Annotated in this window: 14 protein-coding genes and 1 tRNA gene; 6 read left to right on the forward strand and 9 right to left on the reverse strand. The window is 35.8% G+C overall.

Going from position 1 to position 20,788, the window contains the following annotated elements:
* Window positions 1-390: 390 nt before the first annotated feature.
* On the forward strand, window positions 391-1,332 hold the full coding sequence (locus tag H4V97_RS15005) for a nuclear transport factor 2 family protein (RefSeq protein ID WP_196849190.1): 942 nt from the start codon (window positions 391-393) through the stop codon (window positions 1,330-1,332).
* A gap of 82 nt (window positions 1,333-1,414) precedes the next feature.
* On the opposite strand, the gene H4V97_RS15010 is transcribed toward H4V97_RS15005, so the two are convergent.
* From H4V97_RS15010 to H4V97_RS15020, 3 genes are all read right to left on the reverse strand, one after another.
* A complete protein-coding gene (locus H4V97_RS15010; RefSeq protein ID WP_196849191.1) occupies window positions 1,415-1,858 on the reverse strand; it encodes a hypothetical protein in 444 nt (147 codons plus the stop codon).
* 217 nt (window positions 1,859-2,075) lie between these two features.
* Window positions 2,076-2,555 (reverse strand): GNAT family N-acetyltransferase, encoded by a 480-nt coding sequence (locus H4V97_RS15015; RefSeq protein WP_196849192.1) that lies wholly within the window; start codon window positions 2,553-2,555, stop codon window positions 2,076-2,078.
* 368 nt (window positions 2,556-2,923) lie between these two features.
* Window positions 2,924-4,114, reverse strand: a complete 1,191-nt coding sequence (locus H4V97_RS15020) for an NAD(P)/FAD-dependent oxidoreductase (protein ID WP_209550155.1) — start codon at window positions 4,112-4,114, stop codon at window positions 2,924-2,926.
* Window positions 4,115-4,374: 260 nt separating this feature from the next.
* Here H4V97_RS15020 and H4V97_RS15025 point away from each other — a divergent pair, with 260 nt between their 5' ends.
* The gene (locus H4V97_RS15025; RefSeq protein WP_209550156.1) at window positions 4,375-5,325 is read left to right on the forward strand and encodes an NAD(P)H-dependent flavin oxidoreductase; all 951 of its coding nucleotides are present in this window, start codon (window positions 4,375-4,377) and stop codon (window positions 5,323-5,325) included.
* 241 nt (window positions 5,326-5,566) lie between these two features.
* Here the strand turns inward: H4V97_RS15025 and purL are convergent, their stop codons facing one another.
* From purL to H4V97_RS15045, 4 genes are all read right to left on the reverse strand, one after another.
* Window positions 5,567-9,232, reverse strand: coding sequence for a phosphoribosylformylglycinamidine synthase (purL, locus tag H4V97_RS15030; RefSeq protein ID WP_209550157.1), 3,666 nt, complete (start codon window positions 9,230-9,232; stop codon window positions 5,567-5,569).
* Between the two features lie 112 nt (window positions 9,233-9,344).
* Complete coding sequence (locus H4V97_RS15035) at window positions 9,345-12,176, reverse strand: endonuclease (RefSeq protein WP_209550158.1); 2,832 nt, start codon at window positions 12,174-12,176, stop codon at window positions 9,345-9,347.
* A 333-nt stretch (window positions 12,177-12,509) separates the two neighbouring features.
* Window positions 12,510-14,348: an endonuclease gene (locus H4V97_RS15040; protein WP_209550159.1), complete on the reverse strand. Its 1,839-nt coding sequence runs from the start codon at window positions 14,346-14,348 to the stop codon at window positions 12,510-12,512.
* A 161-nt stretch (window positions 14,349-14,509) separates the two neighbouring features.
* Window positions 14,510-16,036: a hypothetical protein gene (locus H4V97_RS15045; protein ID WP_209550160.1), complete on the reverse strand. Its 1,527-nt coding sequence runs from the start codon at window positions 16,034-16,036 to the stop codon at window positions 14,510-14,512.
* A gap of 137 nt (window positions 16,037-16,173) precedes the next feature.
* On the opposite strand from H4V97_RS15045, the gene H4V97_RS15050 reads away from it, so the two are divergent.
* The 4 genes from H4V97_RS15050 to H4V97_RS15065 all read left to right on the forward strand — a co-directional run bounded on the left by H4V97_RS15050 (window position 16,174) and on the right by H4V97_RS15065 (window position 18,700).
* The gene (locus H4V97_RS15050) at window positions 16,174-16,602 is read left to right on the forward strand and encodes a PaaI family thioesterase (protein ID WP_209550161.1); all 429 of its coding nucleotides are present in this window, start codon (window positions 16,174-16,176) and stop codon (window positions 16,600-16,602) included.
* Window positions 16,603-16,644: 42 nt separating this feature from the next.
* Complete coding sequence (locus tag H4V97_RS15055; protein ID WP_209550162.1) at window positions 16,645-17,724, forward strand: chorismate-binding protein; 1,080 nt, start codon at window positions 16,645-16,647, stop codon at window positions 17,722-17,724.
* Window positions 17,725-17,832: 108 nt separating this feature from the next.
* A complete protein-coding gene (gene bshB1, locus H4V97_RS15060; RefSeq protein ID WP_209550163.1) occupies window positions 17,833-18,549 on the forward strand; it encodes a bacillithiol biosynthesis deacetylase BshB1 in 717 nt (238 codons plus the stop codon).
* Window positions 18,550-18,624: 75 nt separating this feature from the next.
* A tRNA-His gene (locus tag H4V97_RS15065) sits at window positions 18,625-18,700 on the forward strand.
* A gap of 92 nt (window positions 18,701-18,792) precedes the next feature.
* Here the strand turns inward: H4V97_RS15065 and H4V97_RS15070 are convergent.
* Both H4V97_RS15070 and H4V97_RS15075 read right to left on the reverse strand, forming a co-directional pair.
* Entirely contained in the window at window positions 18,793-19,623 is an 831-nt protein-coding gene (locus H4V97_RS15070) for a ferritin-like domain-containing protein (RefSeq protein ID WP_209550164.1), read from the reverse strand.
* Between the two features lie 22 nt (window positions 19,624-19,645).
* Window positions 19,646-20,392: a ferritin-like domain-containing protein gene (locus H4V97_RS15075; RefSeq protein WP_196849203.1), complete on the reverse strand. Its 747-nt coding sequence runs from the start codon at window positions 20,390-20,392 to the stop codon at window positions 19,646-19,648.
* Between the last annotated feature and the right edge of the window lie 396 nt (window positions 20,393-20,788).

Genomic DNA, 20,788 nt, shown 5'->3' on the forward strand with positions numbered 1-20,788 from the left:
TTTCTTAAAAATTGGTATAAAGGATTGATTTTAAGTGTCAAAAGTGTTGTGATAGTAGATCGAAGTTTGATAGAGAACATTTGGAATCGCTGCGATAAAATCTAAATTTATGCAGATATATCTGTATGAAAAGTAAAAAACGTGGCCACTTGATAAAAAAAGCTTAAAATAGGCGTCTTTAATTGGCTTAACGTTTCTTAATTTATTCGCTAAAACAATCAATTTTTGCGTCGCTAGAACTGTTAGTATGCCTTATTTTGATTTTACAAATGAACAGTCAGTACACATGAGTTTTTATTATAATTAATAAATTTATATAACTGAATTTCAGTTAGTTAAAAAAATAATAAGTATATTTATAGTAGTATTAACCAACTAAATATTATTAAAATGAAAAAAGCATTACTGATTGTGATGATGGTTTTAACATTCATCACTTACGCGCAAAAAAAAGTCAACGGAACTATTTATGTTGAGCATCCGGCAATTAATGTGGTAGAATCAATGCAACAGGCATTTGTAAAAGGTGACTCTGTAAAAGTTGCCGGTTATTTAACGGATGATTTCAAATCGTTCAATGGATCTAATACCAATAAACAGGATAAAGGAATCGATAAAAAGGGTTTCATAAATCAATTAAAATTTTGGAACAGTAATATTGATTACTTGAGTATAAAACGTTCCGATGGTGCTTATCCTGATGCCTTAGAATACAAAGATGCGAACAATAAAGATGTGACTTGGGTGCAGACGTGGGATAACTTAAAAGGAGTTCACAACAAAACAGGTGTTGCCTTAGATATGCCAATTCACAGACTTTTTACCGTGGATAAGAACAACAAAATCAAAATGATGACTACCTATTCCGATTCAGGAATTTATAATGAAATAGGAGAAAGTTCTGTTGACCGAAAAAATGGAACTATCTATAATCACCATGATTACATTAACAAAATCAGGCTGATGATTCGTGCATTTGAAAATAAAGATTTTGCAAAAGCATACAGTTTTTATGATAAAAAAGCGCAGTTTAGAAATATAAATATGCCCATCGATGCTAAAAGTATGACTTTGGACCAAATGAAAGATAGCGATAAAAAAATGATGGATGAGTTTGAAATAACAAGTATTGATGTGGTAGGTTATCCAGATTATTTAAATTATGAAATGGGAAATTCCAAAGTAGTGCAATCCTGGTGGAACATGCGAATGACGCGCAAATCAGATAAGAAAAATGTAGTTGTACCCATATTATTCATAGACACCTTTAATGATGAAGGAATGATTGTGGATGAAATGGCCTATTTCAGTGATTCATTGATGAGTAAATGAAACGGAATTTTCTATAAAATCAAAAGCCGAAACAATTTGTTTCGGCTTTTGATTTTATAATTAAGAGAAAAGATAAATTCAATTATTCAATGTAGTCTTTACTTCTTTCTCCTAAGATAAACATTTTCTTTTTTTCAAAATGAATGGAAAAATGCACATTAATCCAATTGTTCGCGGCATCAGTTTCTGAAATTACTTCATTGTTTTTGTACCAAAGTGTGTAAACTGCATAATTAAATCCTTTATGAAATTTGGGTTCCCCATTTTTATCACATTCGATACCCCAAATCATTGCTGTTTTTGACAAATCATTCAACTGGAAAATTCCTGTTCCGTCTGGATTTAATTGTACAATGGGTTCGGTTTCACCTTCAAATAAATACGTTCCGGTTATTGGGTAATCTATATCTGTAGTAATATAATGATGTCCATCTTTGGCTGTGATTTCTTCGACTTTGTTCTGGGCATTGGAGAGCGTTGCAAATAACAGAAACGCAAGAAATGGGAGAGTAATGGTTTTTATCATTTTAGGTTATTTATGTTTTAAAGATTTTAAGGAATTATTTAGTTTTGATGGTGAGAATTTCAAATTGATAGCATCGACCTTGGAACAAAACTAATAAAATATCCTTTAAACTATTGTGTTAATCAAGTTGATTTTTGGCAGAATTGAAATAAAAATCTCTTGATTACAAATTCTTCATTATCATTTGTTGGCTAATTAGTATGTTTAGTTTCTGCTTTTATTTTGGTCGTTTGTATAAAGGTAAGGAGGTCAAGTATGCAAGCGCTTCCGCACCCAAATCTCCTTCTTTGCTAAATGTCCAGACAAATAAAGCTTTCAAAGGATGAACGCTGCGTATGCTTTCAATTGCCTGCAGTGTCAGTTGCTTTGCAATTCCTTTTCTCCGATATTCTTCTAAGACTAACGCGGAGCATAAATACAAAGCTTCATATGCAGTATCCAAAGGCGTCAGTTCAAATAGTTCTTTTTCAGAGATTTTATTTTCAAGAAATTGGTGCATTAAATTAAGTGTCGTCGGAATTAGTAAAACCCACGCCACAGGACCATTTCCAAAATCAAATTCTAAAACTGTTTCTGGATGTATCCTTTTTAATTGCTCGATTACCTTGTCATCTACATCAAGTTGGCTTGGGTCATTTTTGACGGCAAAAACAGTATCAGCCAGTTGTAACATCCGTTCAAAATTACTTTTTTGCATAGCTTTACTATAGAATTTTAAAAATTGATTTGTTACGCCAACAAGTGTGAATTTTGTGATGATTTTACAATAAATACCATAAACTGTAAATCTTGCAAAATAATCAAAAAATTATATAAAATTCAAGCTGTAGGTTCTACTTATCTTTGTAATATATAAATTCTGTTTAGTAATATTACAGCTAATTTGATAGGTTGGCAAAATGGCATCAAGTACATAGAGGTTTCCCAACCTTCCGTCTATGACCAACGAATCGGTACACGAGCTTGATACCCGTTAATTAGTATTGAATAATGATGTTACTAAATAGAATTTTTTATTTTATCCAAAGCTAATCAAATACCTCGTTTCGCCAATCATTTTAAAAATTAAGGGATCGAATTCAGGTGACGCGCAAGATAAACGCCCATGCTAAAGCAAGATTGAAGAAGATAGCCGCCCGTGGGTGCATCCAAATCGATCATTTCTCCAATACAAAAATGATTCTTCAACATTTTCAATTCAAAATTTTCATCTAAGGCATTCAAGTTAACTCCTCCAGTGGTGGATATGGCTTCGTCTAATAGGGCAAAACCCATTATTTCAATTGGGAGTTTTTTGATGTTTTGTGCCAAAAGTTCCGAATTAAGATAGGTTTCTTTTGAAAGGTATATTTTCAAAAGTCCAATTTGTGCCGGACTCATTTTAAGCTCTTTTTGTAATTTTTCGCTCGTTTTTTTTAAGGTTGATTTTTTGAGCTTATGAAGCAAATCATCATAGCTTAATGTTGGTTTTAAATCTAAGAAGATAGTAGCATTTTGCTTGTCATTAAGTTCTTCCCGAATTTGCGGGCTGATTGCATAAATGGCATTTCCTTCTAAACCAAAACGTGTAAGCACTACTTCGCCTTTTTGACTTTTATCGCCACAGCTAACTGCTATATTTTTAAGCGGATTTCCTTCATATAAGTCAATGAAATCAGGATTCCAGTTTACCCCGTAAGCGCAATTGGAGGCTTTAAAAGGAATAACTTCTATCCCTTGTGTTTTGAATAGTTCGAGCCATGTCCCATCAGAGCCTGTTACTTTCCAGCTACCTCCGCCCAAGGCGAAAACAGTATAGTCAGATTGAACTTCAATGGCATCATTGAAGACAAGATTATGGTCACTGTCCCAGCCTGTCCAAGTATTTTGATACTGAATGGTAACACCTCGTTTACTAAGCACATCTAAAATAGCGTTAAGCACTTCGATAGGTTTAATTCCGATTTCAGGATATATGCGTTTACTACTACCTATGTAAGTTGGGATACCCATAGTATCAATCCATTTTTGAAAATCAAGGTTATCAAAATCAAGTAGCGCTTCTTGCAAAAAATGCGATGGCGTATATCGATCAACAAGTTGCGCAATGGGTTCTGAATGAGTAAGGTTAAAGCCTCCTTTTCCAGCCACAAGGAATTTTCTTCCCAGCGTTTTGTTTTTCTCGTAAATGGTAACGTTAAATTTCTGAGGGTCGAGAAATGCGGCAAGCAAAAGTGCTGCAGGTCCTCCACCAATAATTGAGACTGATTTCTTCACGCTACAAAAATAAGCTTTGTTTAAGGATTTTACATACTGTAGTATTTATTATTGCCCATCGCCAGCAAAAAGGAAATATAATTCGACGGAATTTTATTGACTTGAGGCAAAGTCAATAGGAACTTGCGAACCGAGTCCACGCTAAAAAATTATTTAAAAACATTCCATTTCTTGTTTGAATGCTACATTTTCTTTTACTTTAAAATACTAGGCACGCATAGTATATTTAGTTATATTTGGTTCCATTAAAACCTTAAAAAATGACAAAGCCCAGCTTAACTTCCATTTTAAATATTAGTCAACCGCTAATAATGGCTCCTATGTTTCTAGTATCGAATACTAAAATGGTAATTGAAGGAATGAAATCGGGTGTGGCAGGTTGTATTCCAGCCTTAAATTACCGCACATTAGAGGAACTGCGCGCTTCAATTATTGAACTTAGAGCAGCTAAAGTTGTAGGTGGTAGTTTTGGTTATAATTTGATTGTGAATAAATCAAATATCAAATACAAAGATCAATTAGCTGTTTTGTGCGAAGAAAAAGTCGATTTCATAATCACTTCCTTAGGTTCACCAGAAGAAACCATTAAGGCAGCCCATAAAGTAGGTATTAAAGTTTTTTGTGATGTTACTGACTTGGCTTTTGCCAAAAAAGTGGAAAGTTTAGGTGCTGATGCCGTAATTGCAGTTAACAAACTGGCTGGTGGACATAGAGGGAATTATGCTCCAGAAGAATTAATTAAAGAGTTAAATTTAAATACGGGATTACCAGTTATTTCCGCTGGTGGTGTTAGTACTAAATCAGATTTAGATAAAATGTTGAGTTATGGTGCGGTAGGGGTGTCTGTGGGTAGTCCTTTTATAGCCTCACATGAGTCTGGCGTTTCAGAGGAATACAAGCAAGCCTGTGTTGATTATGGTGCAAAAGATATTGTTTTGACTGAGAAAATTTCGGGGACGCCTTGTACGGTTATTAACACGCCTTACATTCAAAAAGTAGGAACAAAACAAACGTGGTTAGAAAGCACTTTAAATAAAAATAAAAGCTTGAAAAAGTGGGTGAAAATGATTCGATATGTGTTGGGATCTAATGCAGTGACCAAAGCAGCTACTGAAGTTACCTATAAAACGGTTTGGGTTGCCGGACCAACAATTGAAAACACGAGGGCAATACGCCCAGTTTCTGCTATTGTTGATACATTAACGGTTTGATTTTATAAAGAGTAGAGACAGGTCGCGACCTGTCCCTACGATCGATCCAAAACAACAATTTCTATCCTGAACGCATATTGTAACAAAATACAAATTATCCTGTGCGTAATCATATCCTTTTAATCTATTGCTTTTCCTATTTTTCAAAGGGGTATTTTTATTTAGCATTAAAGATATAAATAATATCCCACAAAAAAAACGTTCCCTTTCGAGAACGCTTTCTATCTATTAAAAACAAAAATTAGATTTTATCAATCCACAATCTCGCATTCACAAAGGCTTCATGCCAAGGCGAAACTTCGTCGTTTCTATCTTTTGGGTAATGTGCCCAATTCCATTGGAACGTAGAACGCTCAATGTGAGGCATCATAACTAAATGGCGTCCTGTGGTGTCGCAAAGCATCGCCACATCATAATGAGAACCGTTTGGATTGGCAGGGTAGCCTTCGTAACCGTATTTGGCAACGATATTGTAATTTTCTTCGCCCAAAGGCAATTCAAATTTTCCTTCTCCATGCGAAACCCAAACTCCAAGTGTGGCTCCAGCCAAGCTAGATAGCATCACCGATTTGTTATCCTGTACTTTTACAGAGGTAAAAATACTTTCGTGTTTATTACTGTCGTTGTGCAGCATTTTTGGCATTTCTTCATGCTCTGAATGAATTAAACCCAATTCTACAAATAACTGGCAACCGTTACAAATCCCTACCGACAAGGTATCTTCACGTTTGAAGAAATTATCCAAAGCGGTTTTTGCTTTTTCGTTGTATAAAAAGGCTCCCGCCCAACCTTTGGCAGAACCTAATACATCCGAATTCGAGAATCCTCCCACAGCACCAATGAACTGAATGTCTTCCAAGGTTTCACGACCCGAAATCAAATCAGTCATGTGAACATCTTTGACATCAAAACCAGCTAAGTACATCGCATTCGCCATTTCACGCTCGGAATTACTTCCTTTTTCACGAATAATAGCCGCTTTTGGACGTGGTTTAGAATTGTCGATTACTGCTTTCTTTCCTGTAAAATGTGTTGGAAAAGTATAGTTTAAAGGTTGATTTTTATAATTCTCGAAACGCGCCTGAGCCATTCCGTTTTTAGATTGCTTTTGGTCCAATAAAAACGAAGTTTTAAACCAAATGTCTCTGTATGTAGGTATGTCAAAAGTCAAATGTCCAAGGTCTAAAGTTCCGTTTTCGACCACTTTTCCAAGTTTGTAGAACGTAACTTTATTTGCTTCTAATTTAGATTCTACTTCAGCATCTGATTTTGCTTGGAAAACAATCCCGATATTTTCAGCAAAAAGATATTTGATGATATCTTTTTCTTCGAATCCCGAAGCTTCGGGAGAGAAATCTATTTTAGCTCCTAAATTAGTATCAGCAAAACACATTTCTAATAAAGTTGTAATTAAACCACCACTTCCTATGTCGTGTCCCGCCAAAATATTGTCTTCAAGGATTAATTCCTGAATGGTATTGAAAGCTCTTTTGAAAAAGGCCGCATCTTTAATTGTTGGTGCGTCCTTACCTATTGTGTTCAACGTTTGTGCAAACGATGAACCACCCAGTTTGTATTCATCTTGCGATAAATTGATATAATAAATAGAACCACCGTCTTTTTGTAAAACAGGTTCTACCACTTTTCTGATATCGGTACAGTTTCCACCTGCTGAAATAATAACCGTTCCCGGTGCAATTACTTCTTCGTTTGGATATTTTTGTTTCATCGAAAGTGAATCTTTTCCCGTTGGAATATTTATCCCCAATTCAATTGCAAAATTTGAACAACTTTCTACGGCGGCATACAAACGAGCATCTTCTCCTTCGTTTTTACAAGCCCACATCCAGTTTGCCGAAAGTGAAATTCCGTCTAAACCATTTTTAATTGGAGCCCAAACAATATTCGATAAAGCCTCAGCAATAGCGGTTCTGCTTCCTGCAACAGGATCAAGCAAAGCGGCTACAGGCGAATGCCCGATAGAAGTAGCTATTCCTTCTTTTCCGTTATAATCCAAAGCCATTACTCCGCAGTTATTCAACGGCAGTTGCAACGGTCCGGCACATTGTTGCTTGGCTACTTTACCACCCACACAACGGTCTACTTTGTTTGTTAACCAGTCTTTACAGGCCACGGCTTCCAGTTGAAGCACTTGTTCTAAGTAGGTTGATATATTTGTGATGTTATAATCTAAATCAGCATATTTTCGGTCGATAGTTGAATCTGTCATAACTACTTTTGGGGAACTTCCAAAAAAGTCTTCCAAAGCAAAATCCATTGGTTTAGCACCTGTAGTTTTTGATTCGAAAGTAAAACGATGATCTCCGGTCACGTCACCTACTTGGTACATAGGAGCACGCTCTCTATCGGCAATTTTTTGTAAGGTGTCAATATCTTTTTGTCCAATAACCAATCCCATTCTTTCTTGAGACTCGTTACCGATGATTTCTTTTGCAGAAAGTGTAGGATCGCCCACAGGCAATTTGTCCAAATCAATTAAACCACCAGTATCTTCCACTAATTCTGACAGACAGTTTAAATGTCCTCCAGCACCGTGATCGTGAATGGAAACGATTGGGTTTTCATTGCTTTCTACCAATCCACGAATGGCATTGGCTACTCTTTTTTGCATTTCTGGATTCGAACGTTGGATTGCATTTAATTCGATACCAGAATTAAAAGCACCTGTATCTGCAGAAGAAACCGCAGCTCCACCCATTCCGATTCTATAATTTTCTCCACCCAGAATAACGATTTTGTCTCCCGTTTGTGGTGTTTTTTTAATGGCTTGATCTAATTTTCCGTAACCAATTCCGCCCGCTTGCATAATCACTTTATCGAAACCTAATTTGCGTGCGTCTTCTTCGTGTTCGAAAGTCAGAATAGAACCTGTAATAAGCGGTTGTCCGAATTTGTTTCCAAAATCAGATGCTCCGTTAGAGGCTTTGATTAAAATATCCATTGGAGTCTGGTACAACCATTTTCTCTCGGTCATTCCGTTTTCCCAAGGTCTGTTTTGTTCTAATCGAGAATAGGAAGTCATATAAACTGCTGTTCCTGCCATAGGCAAAGAACCTTGTCCCCCTGCTAAACGATCACGAATTTCTCCACCTGAACCAGTTGCGGCGCCATTGAAAGGTTCGACAGTTGTTGGGAAATTATGTGTTTCTGCTTTTAAGGATATAACCGAATCAAATTCAGTGACTTCATAAAAATCAGGTTTGTCTGCACTTTTTGGAGCAAATTGCTCTACACGAGGCCCTTTTACAAAAGCAACGTTGTCTTTATATGCTGAAACGATATCATTAGGATTTTCTAACGATGTTTTCTTAATCATTTTGAATAAAGAAGATTCTTTTTCCACACCATCTATAACAAATTTCCCATTAAAAATCTTGTGACGACAGTGCTCTGAGTTGGCTTGTGAGAAACCAAAAATTTCAGAATCGGTTAGTTTTCTACCTAGTTTGATCGCTAAATCATTTAGGTATTCTACTTCTTCCGGACTTAAAGACAATCCTTCTTTTTTGTTGTATGCCGCAATATCATCAATTTCTAAAATTGCTTCCGGTGCGATATCTATGGTGAAAATAACTTGATTCAACTCGGAATATTTTTGAGAAAGCATAGGATCAAAATCCTCCGCATCAGCCGCAGCATAATGAAATTCCTCAATTCTGATGATTCCAGAAATCGCCATATTTTGGGTAATTTCCACGGCATTGGTGCTCCATGGAGTCACCATTGCGGCACGAGGACCAACAAAAAAATCCGTCAGTACGGATTTTTCGATTTTATTTGAGTCGGCAAAAAGCCAGTTTAATTTTGAAATGTCTTGAGCTGAAATTTCGTTTTGCGTTTGTACTGCAAAAACAGTTTTGCTTTGGTTTTCAAAGAAATGGATCATTGTTGTATAGTTTGTTGTATTGCGGTGCAAATTTAGTCAATTAAGATTAAAATTTCTAATAAAAAAAAGCGGCAAAATTGCCGCTTTTTAATTTTTGATTCATTAATAATAACTAATTAATTATCAGTTTCTTAATCAAAGATTTAGAATCATCAGTGATTTTTACTAAATAGACTCCTTTGTTAAGGTTAGTTACAGTTAAGGTTGAGCCAGTTGTATTCTTTCTTTCATAAACCTTTTGTCCAACAATGTTATAGATTTCAATAGAAAAGGCCTTGTTTGAATTTTCTATATAAAAGTTACCTTTAGAAGGATTTGGATACATTTTAAAGTCGTTCGAATCTCCACTTAGTGCCGTTTTAGCCGGTTTTTCAGCAATGCGGCTTCCTAAATTAGTGCAAGTATCCATGGCATAGGAATCCCATTGCGTAGCAATATTGAATGTTGTGGTTGGAGAAGTTACAGTCGATTTTCTTCTTAAAGTTATATCTATTGCAAAGTTAGCCGTTCCTCCATTAAAAGTTCCTATGATATCGATTAACACTCCGTTTTTAAATAAACCTACAGCATCATTCCCATTAAAAGCCATTTCAGCAGCTGATGTAGAAAGGTTTGCTGTGCTTGTAGAATAACAACTTAAAGCAATCAAACTGTTTACAATCGTAAATTTACTTCCATTATTTAAAGTTCCAGTCAAGGTCAATCCTGTGCTCCAAGCACCGGCGCCATTTGCTTGTTTTTTAATGCTGTAAAGTGACATATTTACGGCACTTCCTGTTGCATTTGAAATTTCCAAAGCTTTATTATTGGAAGAACCTTCAATGTATTCAGAGAATAATAAGTCAGTAGCGGTTGAACTACCGGCAGCAGTAGTAACATTTGCTACATTGCTTGAAACAGAAACATTTCCGGCTGCATCTTTGGCTTTCACAGAAAAAGTATAGGCAGTTGAAGCTGTTAATCCACTTACAGCATAAGTTGTAGTAGTTACAGTAGCTTTCAAAGTTGCACCTTGGTACACATTATAGGCAGTAACGCCCACATTATCAGTTGAAGCGGTCCAAGATAAATTGGTAGTTGTAGCAGTAGTTCCAGAAGCTGTCAAAGAAGTTGGAGCAGTTGGAGCCGTCGCGTCAGTAGTGGCAGCAATAATATTTACAGAATAATCTTCTACTTGTCCATAAGGAATTGCTTCACATGCTGTTGGAATTGCATTGTATTTCATTGAAACTCTCATTCTAGTTGTTCCTAAAGTAGCGGTTGCAGGTATGATGAAAGTGCCAGAAACCGGAGTTGTTGTCGAAATAGCTTTTGTCCAAACTTGCTCACCAGCATCCGTAAACACACCATTTTGGTTGTAATCAATCCAAACTGAATATCCTTCGCTATAAACCGTACTTGTCCAAATAGGGGTAATAGTAATTGTATAAGAGGTTCCACGTGCAGTATTTGTAGATAATGAAGTGAAATTTTCATAACCTGCTGTTCCTGTCGATGTGTTATTTATAGACCCAAAAACAACTTTGCTGATTTTATCATCTGCGGTACTAGTCCCTGCAGAAGCACAATACGATATAGAAGCCGTTGAAGTAGTAGCATTAGCTACATTACTGGAAGCAGAAACATTTCCAGCAGCATCTTTTGCTTTTACTGAAAAAGAATAGGCTGTGGCAGCTGTTAGGCCGGTTACCGCGTAAGTTGTACCTGTTACTGTTGCTTTTAATGTTGTTCCTTGATAAACATCATACCCGGTAACGCCAGTATTATCAGTAGAGGCAGTCCAACTTAAATTTGTTGATGAACTAGTAGTTCCTGAGGCTAGTAATGAAGTTGGAGCAGTAGGAGCTTGCGTGTCACTAGTACTAGAGGTTGTTCCGCTAACTGTATTACTGGCTGTAGAAGAATTCGCGGCAGCATCTTTGGCAGTTACATAGAATGAATACGCTGTTGAAGCGGTAAGTCCTGTTATTGTTGTTGATAATCCAGTTACCGTTGTTTTTAAAACGTTATTCATATATACATTATATCCAGTTACTGCTACATTATCGGTAGAAGCTAACCAGCTTATTGAAACTGTACTCGTTGTTGTTCCAGTTACTGCTAAACTTGTTGGCGCAGTTGGCGCTTGAGAATCAGCTGTTGGATTCCAAACCGCTTGTACATATTCAGGATGATCTATGTAAGGATTTCTATTGTTTTGAGTGCCATAAATAGCATTATTACGAGCAATTTCTCTTGCATTTACTGGATCTTGAGCATTCCAAGCCAAAAGCATGTTTAAAAAAGCGGTTGTAAAAACTTGATTGCTTGTACCGTTGAACATAGCAAAAGTATATCCTGAAACGGTTGTTTCATAACGCGTTGCAAAATAAAAATACATTCTGGCAATGTCTCCTTTAAATTCATCGATTGGTTCAAAAACAGTTCCCGTATATCCAGGGGTGGTACTTGCTCCAAGCTTACTTCCGTTTAAAGAGGTCCAAGTTGGAGACGCAACCATTCCGTGAGGATAATTAGATCGTTGACCGTTTACTTTTCCATCTGTAGGTGTTATAAAATGTGCGTCGGAAACCATTGGTGCCGCTGATCCAAAAGAGGATTGAGGAATGATGTGCTCTCTATTGTAGCAATCTCCTTCAACACTATACGTTCCGCATCTTTGTGTTGTTCCCAAAGAATAATTATAAGGGTCTGTTCCAGCAGGTTTTTCTGAATACATATCTAAAACGGAGCCATCATTTTCATAAAAATTATCAACATCAGATGTTTGGTAAGTTGTATATAAACCGGCGTATCCGTTGTCAACATGACCTTTAATAATGTTGTATAATTGGGTTTTCAAGGCGTACCCGGTTCCGGTAGCCGTTGAATAATAGCCCGTTGGGATTTGGGCAATACTCGCAGTAAAGAACATTAATAATAAAAAAGAGTAGATTTTTTTCATCGTTTAAAAAATTGGTTTTGGTTATTTGGGTTGGTTGAAAGCTTAATTTTAAATTCTTAAAATTTTTAAGACGCGCAAATTTATAACTTTTTCGATGGTTTATGTTAAGGAATTATTAACATAATTATGGTTTTCTTAACATAATTATTAACATTTTAATTAAAGTAGTTTTAGTCTTACTTTATGAAAAATAGAAATGAAACCGTAGCGCTAAGTTGAAATATATGATTAAGAAATCTTCTTTTTATTTATTAGACAAGGGTGTTTTTTTTTAAAATAAACCAAAAAAAAGCGGCAATAGATGCCGCTTTAAATGAATAGTTTGCTTTTAAACTAGTTTACAATAAGTTTTTTAGTAATTGATTTAGTATCGTTTGTTATCTTAACGAAGTAAACTCCTTTTTGAAGATTGTTTACCGCTGCAGAGGAACTGTTTGTGTATTCTTTGTCAAAAACTTTTTGTCCTAATACTGAAAATACCTGAACAGAATATTTTTCATTTGAGTTTTCGAAATTTATTTTGACATTTCCATTGGATGGATTTGGATAAATATTAAATTCATTAGAATCAAAATCAATATTAGAAAGGGTTGCCAATGAATGACTTCCTAAACCATTACAAGTATCCTTAATATATGAATCCCATTCACCACTTTTGTTGAAAGTTGTATTTGGTGCTGAAATACTTGGTTTTCTTCGCAAGGTCTCGTCAGCTCCAAAATTTGCCGTTCCACCATTGAATGTTCCTATAATATCTATAAGTACACCATTTTTAAACAAGCCCATTGGGTCATTTCCATTAAATGCTTCTTGTGCAGACGATAGGTTTGCGCTGGCAGCTGTATAACAAGTCGTTGCAATGCCAGGATCTACAAGTATAAATACGGCTCCGTTGTTTAATGTACCAGCTAAATTCAAACCAGCACTCCAAGCTCCGGCACCATTTGATTGCTTTTTTATGGAATAAACGGATAAATCAACAGAAGCTCCTGTGAAATTAGCAATTTCTAAAGCCTTGTTGAAACTACCTCCCTCTACGTATTCTGAGAAGAATATTTCTGATGCTGTTGTACCGCCTATAGGTGCTGCAGTTGTAGTCCCATCTACTGATGTACTGGCAACTGAAGAATTTCTTTCGGCATCTCTAGCTATAAGATAAAAGGAATATTTAGTTGAAGCCGTTAAACCAGTTACTGTGGCCGTTAATCCTGTTTCTGTAGATTTAATAGTACCGTTTACATACAAATCATAACCGGTAACACCAATGTTATCCGTTGCTGCGGTCCAAGTTAAAGTAGCTGAGTTTGATGTAGTAGAAGTTACTGTCAGATTTGTTGCTGCTGTTGGAGCTTGAGTATCAAGAGGCTCTGTAGTCCATACAGATATTACATATTCTGGATGATCAATGTAAGGATTTCTATTATTTTGACGCGCATAAATAGCGTTGTTACGCGCAATTTCTCTAGCGCTTACCGGATCTTGATTGTGCCAAGCCAGCAATTGATTTAAAAATGCAGTAGTAAATGCTTTATTGGTTGAACCATTAAACATAGCGTAAGAATATCCAGCAATTGTATTTTCATAACGTGTAGCAAAATAGAAATACATTCTGGCAATATCCCCTTTGAATTCATCTATTGGTTCAAAAACTGGACCGGTGTAACCTGCAGTTGTACTGGCTCCTAGTTTACTTCCATTTCGAGTAGTTTCTGTAGCAACTGCTACCACTGAATGGGGATAATTGGACCTAATTCCGTTTACTTTTCCATCTGTAGGCGTGATAAAATGCGCATCCGAAACCATTGGGGATTGCTGATTGAATACTGATTGCGGTATGATATGTTCTCTATTGTAACAGTCTCCTTCATTAGTATAGTTCCCACATCGTTGTGTTGATGTTATGCTATAAGTATACGGGTCAACACCAGTAGGATTTTCAGAATACATATCTAAAACGGAACCGTCATTTTCAAAGAAATTATCAATATCAGAAGTTTCGTACGTGACATACAGACCTGCGTAATCATTTACCTTATGATCTTTTATAATATTGTATAATTGTGTTTTCAACGCGTAACCTGTTCCTGTGGCATTACTATAATACCCAGCTGGCGCTTGCGCAAAACCTGCTGTAAAAAGAAATAAAAATAATAGCAAGTAGATTTGTTTCATAGTCTGATAATGGATTAATTTGGTTTTAAAAAGGATTAGATTTTGGAGTTAAAATTTTGACAAAACTACTATTTTAATTATTATTTAAGGTTACCAAATGTTTAATTAAATTAATAATGTTTTCTTGGTTTTAGATGCCGTGGATTGTTATTCAGGGATGTTTATTTTGGGAATACTTTGTTTTGATACGCACCCAAATCTGGAGGAAGAGTTCTGGTGTTTCCTAAAATATCGGACGGAATGAGATAGGCCGAATTCCCTTTTGCGAAAGCGGCAGAAGTATCGTCAATATTGAATTTATTTAGTGAGACTTTAAAGAATTTTGGGTCTTTGTTCAAAATTATTGCGTTGTAATGTGCCGTGTCAGTTCCAAATTGATAATCGGGATTAGTGGTAAATGAATTGGAAATATTATCAAATTTGAGCAGGCAATTGTTGAATTGGTATTGGAAAGCCGCACCTGTTTTTTTGTTCAGTATCATTTCAGTGGAATACGAACCATAAATAATGCAATTGTTGAATGTTGCCGCGGTTAAATCTTTGACCTCCGGAACGGCGCCCGTAATATTGTTACTCAGAAAAACGGCCACTTGCTCAGAACTATTCCAATTATTGTTGAAAGTACAATGGGTAAATTTATAATTTCCTCCATAAGAACAAGCCAAACTCGCTTGCCCGGCATTATTGATTACCAGATTTTCTCCGTTAATTTTTGCAGTCTGCGCCAAAATCCCATAATTAGCACAATTATAAATTTGGGTACTTTTTAGGTTTACGGTTGTTCCGTCATTATTTTGTATCAATAGTCCGATTGTGGCATTTTTGATGGTAAGATGATTCAAATTGTTGTTTGTGCTGCCATTGGTCAGCCAGATAGTTCCCCACTGTCCCGGAACATCCGAGAAATCAGGTTCTAGACGGTCGCCTTCAAAAATGACTTCATTTTCAAGTCTGGCGGTGGTAGATGCTGCTCCGTTTACTACTATTGAAGCTTTATTGGGCACAATGAGTCCTGAATTTGCATGAAAATGAACTCTGGAACCCGCATCAAAAGTTACAGTTTTTCCCGAAGGAACGGCGGCATAGCCATATATGACGTAAGGTTTTGTATTTTTAAAATGCAGTTCGTTTCCGTTTATAGCATCGTTTTCATCCAAATAAAAACCATCAATTTTTTGATCACCAACTGGAAGTGTTTCCGTCGTACCGTCAGCAAAACGTTTTGGATACAAGAAAACAGCGTCTTGAATCAATGTAACTAATTCCACTTTTTGAAGATTTTCTCCACTATCAAACTGAATTTGGTCGGTGTATAGGAAATCGGTTGGGTTTGCATCCTTAGTATTAGCGGTGGTTTCAATGAAAATATACAAACTGTCTTTGGCCAATAAATCTACATTGTTGAATATTTTACCATTATTTCCTTGCATTCCGTCAACGGTCATTCTATACTTTGAGTTTAATCCTTTGGCTAATTGAATGGTTGGAATACGAATGTCATTTTTACTTTTGTTGTACACTTTTAGTCTGTAAGTGCTGGAGCCAATGTTTGTAAAAACTGTATCTAAATAAATGGTGTCTTTCGAAAATGACAAATCACCCGTGCTGCTCACAGTCTCAAAATCACTTCGACAAGAGCAAACCGAAATTAATATTCCAATAAAAAACAATAAAGTGATAGGACGCATTTGGATTTATTTTTTGTAAAAATAAGAAAAAACTCATTTGAATAGAGAGCAATTTTAATTTTGAGGGTATAATAACAATTCATTTACTGTTTTCTAACTCATCTTTTTTTTAAATTTACATTTTTAAAATATAATACATGACTTTAGATAAAAATAAAATGCTTGAATATTGCAATGAGTTTTCGAAAAACACATTGATGGAAACCCTAAAAATTGAATATATTGATGCAGGAGAAGGTTTCTTGGTGGCCAAAATGCCAGTAAATTCATCCGTTCATCAGCCTATGGGATTGTTGCATGGCGGCGCGTCAGTAGCTTTGGCTGAAAGTGTGGGAAGTGCGGCTTCTCATTTTTTTATAAACGACAAAGAGCAAGAAGTGCGTGGGATTGAAATTTCGGCGAATCATTTAAGAAGCATTCGTGAAGGAGTTGTTTATGGAACTGCCCGCATTATTCATAAAGGAAGAAGTTTACATCTTTGGGAAATCAAAATTACGGATGAAGCCGGAAACTTGATTTCGTTATGTAAATTAACGAATATGGTTTTGACCAAAGAAAAGAAATAAATTTAGTTTTTTATTGTAACTTAGTTTTAAAAATAATTAAGTATGATTGATTTTTTCATAAAAGTAAAACAGCAGGAAGCTCAAAATCTACCTTTTGTATTGTACAAAAAACCCAATAATATCAAGTTAGTAGGCTTGTTTCAAAACAATGATCATTTGTATTTTGCTGAAAATTTTGAAGAAACAGGTTTTGTTTTTGCTCCTTTTGAAGGCAGCCAAATGATACTTATTCCTGCAGATCAATCTGTAAAATGGGAAACTTTAATAACTTCTTCTGAAGAGGATAATAATTTAGATTTTGCTAACTCCGAAAACAAAGAATCCAAAGAGCATTTTAAAACTCTTGTTCAAAAAGGAATTGACGCTATTGCAAAAGGGAGTATGAACAAAGTAGTTCTGTCTAGGAAAGAGATTGTTGATTTGACTGATTTTGATTTGGTTTCAGTTTTTCAAAAATTGGTTCAAACCTATCCAACTGCTTTTTGTTATTGCTGGTTTCACCCAAAAATTGGATTATGGATGGGCGCTACACCTGAGCGATTGCTGAAGACCAAAAACAATAAATTTTATACAACAGCATTGGCGGGAACGCAAAAACTTCAAGATACGGCAGAAGCAGTTTGGGAGAAAAAAGAAATCGAGGAACAGCAATTTGTAACCGATTTTATTTTGAATAGTTTAAAAGAATTGACTTCAAAAATAGTTATTTCCAGCCCTTATAATTTGAAAGCGGGAAGCTTAGTGCACATTAAAACAGATATTGAGGGGCTGATAAATAAGAATTCAAGTTTGAAGCAAGTAGTTTTGGCTTTGCATCCAACACCCGCTGTATGTGGCTTGCCTAAAGAAGTTGCAATAGATTTTATTTTGGAAAATGAAGACTATGACAGAGAATATTACACTGGTTTTTTAGGCGAATTAAATAAAGAAGGATTTAAAAAATCAGAAATGAAATCTGATTTGTATGTCAATTTACGATGTATGCAAATTAAGATTTCTTCGAATCTTGCAATGACCAAAGCGCATTTGTATATGGGTTGCGGTGTAACAAAAGATAGTATTGCGGAAAAAGAGTGGGGGGAAAGCGTCAATAAATCGATGACGATGAAAAGAGTTTTGTAGTAGGTAGATTGTACATTCAAAATTTAATATTCTATATTTAAAGAGTACGGATTAAATTATAAAAGGAGGAAGAGTTTGTTCTAAGCTCTTAAAATTAAACAAAAAAAAATGAAACTAGATATATTAGCTTTTGGTGCGCATCCGGACGATGTAGAATTGGGTTGTGCCGGAACTATTTTAAAAGAAATTTCCTTAGGAAAAAAAGTAGGAATAATTGATTTGACACATGGTGAATTAGGAACGCGAGGTTCGGCTGAAATTCGAGATCAGGAAGCAAATGATGCTGCTGAAATATTGGGTGTTTCTGTAAGGGAAAATTTGAGTATGCGGGATGGTTTTTTTGTGAATGATGAAAAGCATCAATTGGAAATTATAAAAATGATTCGCAAATACCAGCCAGAAATTGTATTGTGTAATGCAATTGATGATCGTCATATTGATCATTCAAAAGGCAGTAAATTAGTTTCGGATGCTTGTTTTTTATCAGGTTTGAGGAAAGTGGAGACGATTCTGGATGGTGAAATTCAAGCGGCATGGAGACCAAAGTTAGTTTATCATTATATTCAATGGAAAAATATTGAGCCTGACTTTGTAGTTGACATTTCGGGATTTACTGATAAGAAGATTGAAGCTATATTAGCTTATCGGTCGCAATTTTATGATGCCAATTCTAATGAACCGGAATCACCAATTACCAGTAAAAACTTCTTTGAAAGCCTAAATTACCGTTCGCAGGATTTAGGAAGACTCGTAGGCGTAGATCATGCCGAAGGTTTTACAGTTGAAAGATATTTGGCAGTCAATAGCTTAGCAGATTTGAGGTAATTTTGCTGTAAATTTTTAAAAAAATTATTTGCAAAAGTAAACTTATGTTGTATATTTGCCACCGCTAAGCATTATGGTGGTTGTAGCTCAGTTGGTTAGAGCATCGGTTTGTGGTACCGAGGGTCGCGGGTTCGAGCCCCGTCTCCCACCCAAAAAGGCAAAAGCCTCGAAGAAATTCGAGGCTTTTTTTGTGGAAATTAATTTCTTAATTTAATTCCATATTTTGAAATTATAATAAATAGATTAGACGATAAAAATATTTGCAATTGTTACCGTTTGAGCTGTCGTTAAAGGCTCATCATAAGCTTCAGATCCAGCGGCCGCTCCAAAAAGTGTAGCTGTATTGTAACCCGCTTGAGTTGTCACTTGTTCCCCGTCATATACAGCTTGTGTTGCAGCTGGCATTCCTGCCCCTCTTTCGTTTCCAGTTATCCATCCTTTCAAGCCACGTAACCTTCTCACTTCTGAGGCATGTCGCGCTTCCACTGAATGAATTTGTAATGCAGCAGTCAGTAAATCCGGAGCTGAAATTAGATTTGCGGCTTGTCCTTTATACGCACGTACTCCAGTATCCTCAAATGCTTGTGCTAATGCCAAGAACTGTGCGTATGCTGCCGTTTTTCCAATACCAGTAGCATTAAAAGGATCAAATGCACCGCCAACTGTAAAGTCAAATGTTGGTTTGGCAACAAAATTAGGACTTCCAGCTCCACCTAAACCTGCAATAAGGAAGCTTACGTGATCCGTTTCATGCGCAGAAATTTGCATAAATACTTTTTCATCTCGGCCACCCGTAGGAATCACACCTGATGCTAACCCCATAATATAGTATTCTTTTTCTAAATATTCCAGGGTTAGCGCCAGTTGTAGGGCCCCAATTGGTGTTGAGGGCGTCGGGTTGATATCAGCAGCGGATGCTTTTGTTGAAGTCAGCGCAGCAAGTCCAAAAGGTATTGCAGCTAGTACGCTGTTTTTACCGAATTGTCCAAATTGAGTGAAACTGTCTCTTCTTGAACCTTTACCGTTCATTAAATTTTCGTTGGTAAACGGCTCTAAAAATTTTAATATATTCATAATAATAAGTTTTAGGTAAGGTTTATGGTAAAAATTGTGCTGTAAAAGCAGTTGTGATAAATCCACCAGCGATTGGCAGAACTTGAGAAGGAGTTTTCATTACGTCCAGTCCAGTACTAGTGTTTATTACGTCATCACCCGCAAAATCATTTGAATTAGGGTTGATTAAACTTCGTATTGCGGAGGCATGTCTTGCTTCAACAGAAACAATTTTTCCTGCTAGCAATAAATAATCAGGATTCGTCAGCAATCTTCCTGCTCCATTATATGCAGCTACCCCAGTATCTTCCAACGCCTTTGAAGTTGCTAAAACTTCCGCACGGCTGTTAAAATTCAAGGTTCCATAATTAAAAGCCAAATTAGGAAGTAATTGAAGGCTTGGATTAGGCAGAGCACCCGTCAATGCCGCCTTGAAAAATTCGCGATGAATTACCTCATGATTGTATAAATCGGTTAGAACTTCTTGTTCTGTCGAATTAAATACAGTTCTGAAATTGCTCGCATTAACCACTTTGGTATAAAAATCAGCTTCCAGCTGTTCCAAAGCATACGCATAACTAAGTACGCCTAAATCATTACCGCCTAAATCGAATTTTCCATTTCGAACCCCAGGTAGTTTGTCATCTGTTGGGGAAGAATTGTCATCATCATTACATCCCATCATAATCAGCCCGGTGCTGGCAACGACTAGTCCGCTGATTTTAAGAAATTCCCGTCGTCCTTTGAGAGGAGAGGAACTTACTTCATGAATTTTAACTTCATTTTTCATAATTTAACATTTAAAAATTAGTAATAGAATTTATTAAACACTGCATTTATTTTGACTTACTGTGAATTTGGAATCTTACGATTAATGTGTATTCAAAAAAAAATATATTTTAGAAAAGGTGCTGACTTTAGAAATTATCCGTTGGTTATTTGAATGTTAATAATTGAATAAAAATTAAATTATTTTCCATGCTTTTCAGAACAATTTGATATAGGTATTTTAGTATAAATTAATAGTCCGTGAATTATGTTTTTATGATATCCCTAATTTTTTTAAAGATTTCGTATTGATTTAAAACTTTTTCAAAATCAAATTTAATCTTAAATTTTAAAAAAAAACTTATATAATTTGCCGAAAAACTTATATAATTTTTCCTAAACCACTATTTAATAATAA

This window comes from Flavobacterium sp. CG_23.5, assembly GCF_017875765.1.
Classification (GTDB): Bacteria; Bacteroidota; Bacteroidia; order Flavobacteriales; family Flavobacteriaceae; genus Flavobacterium.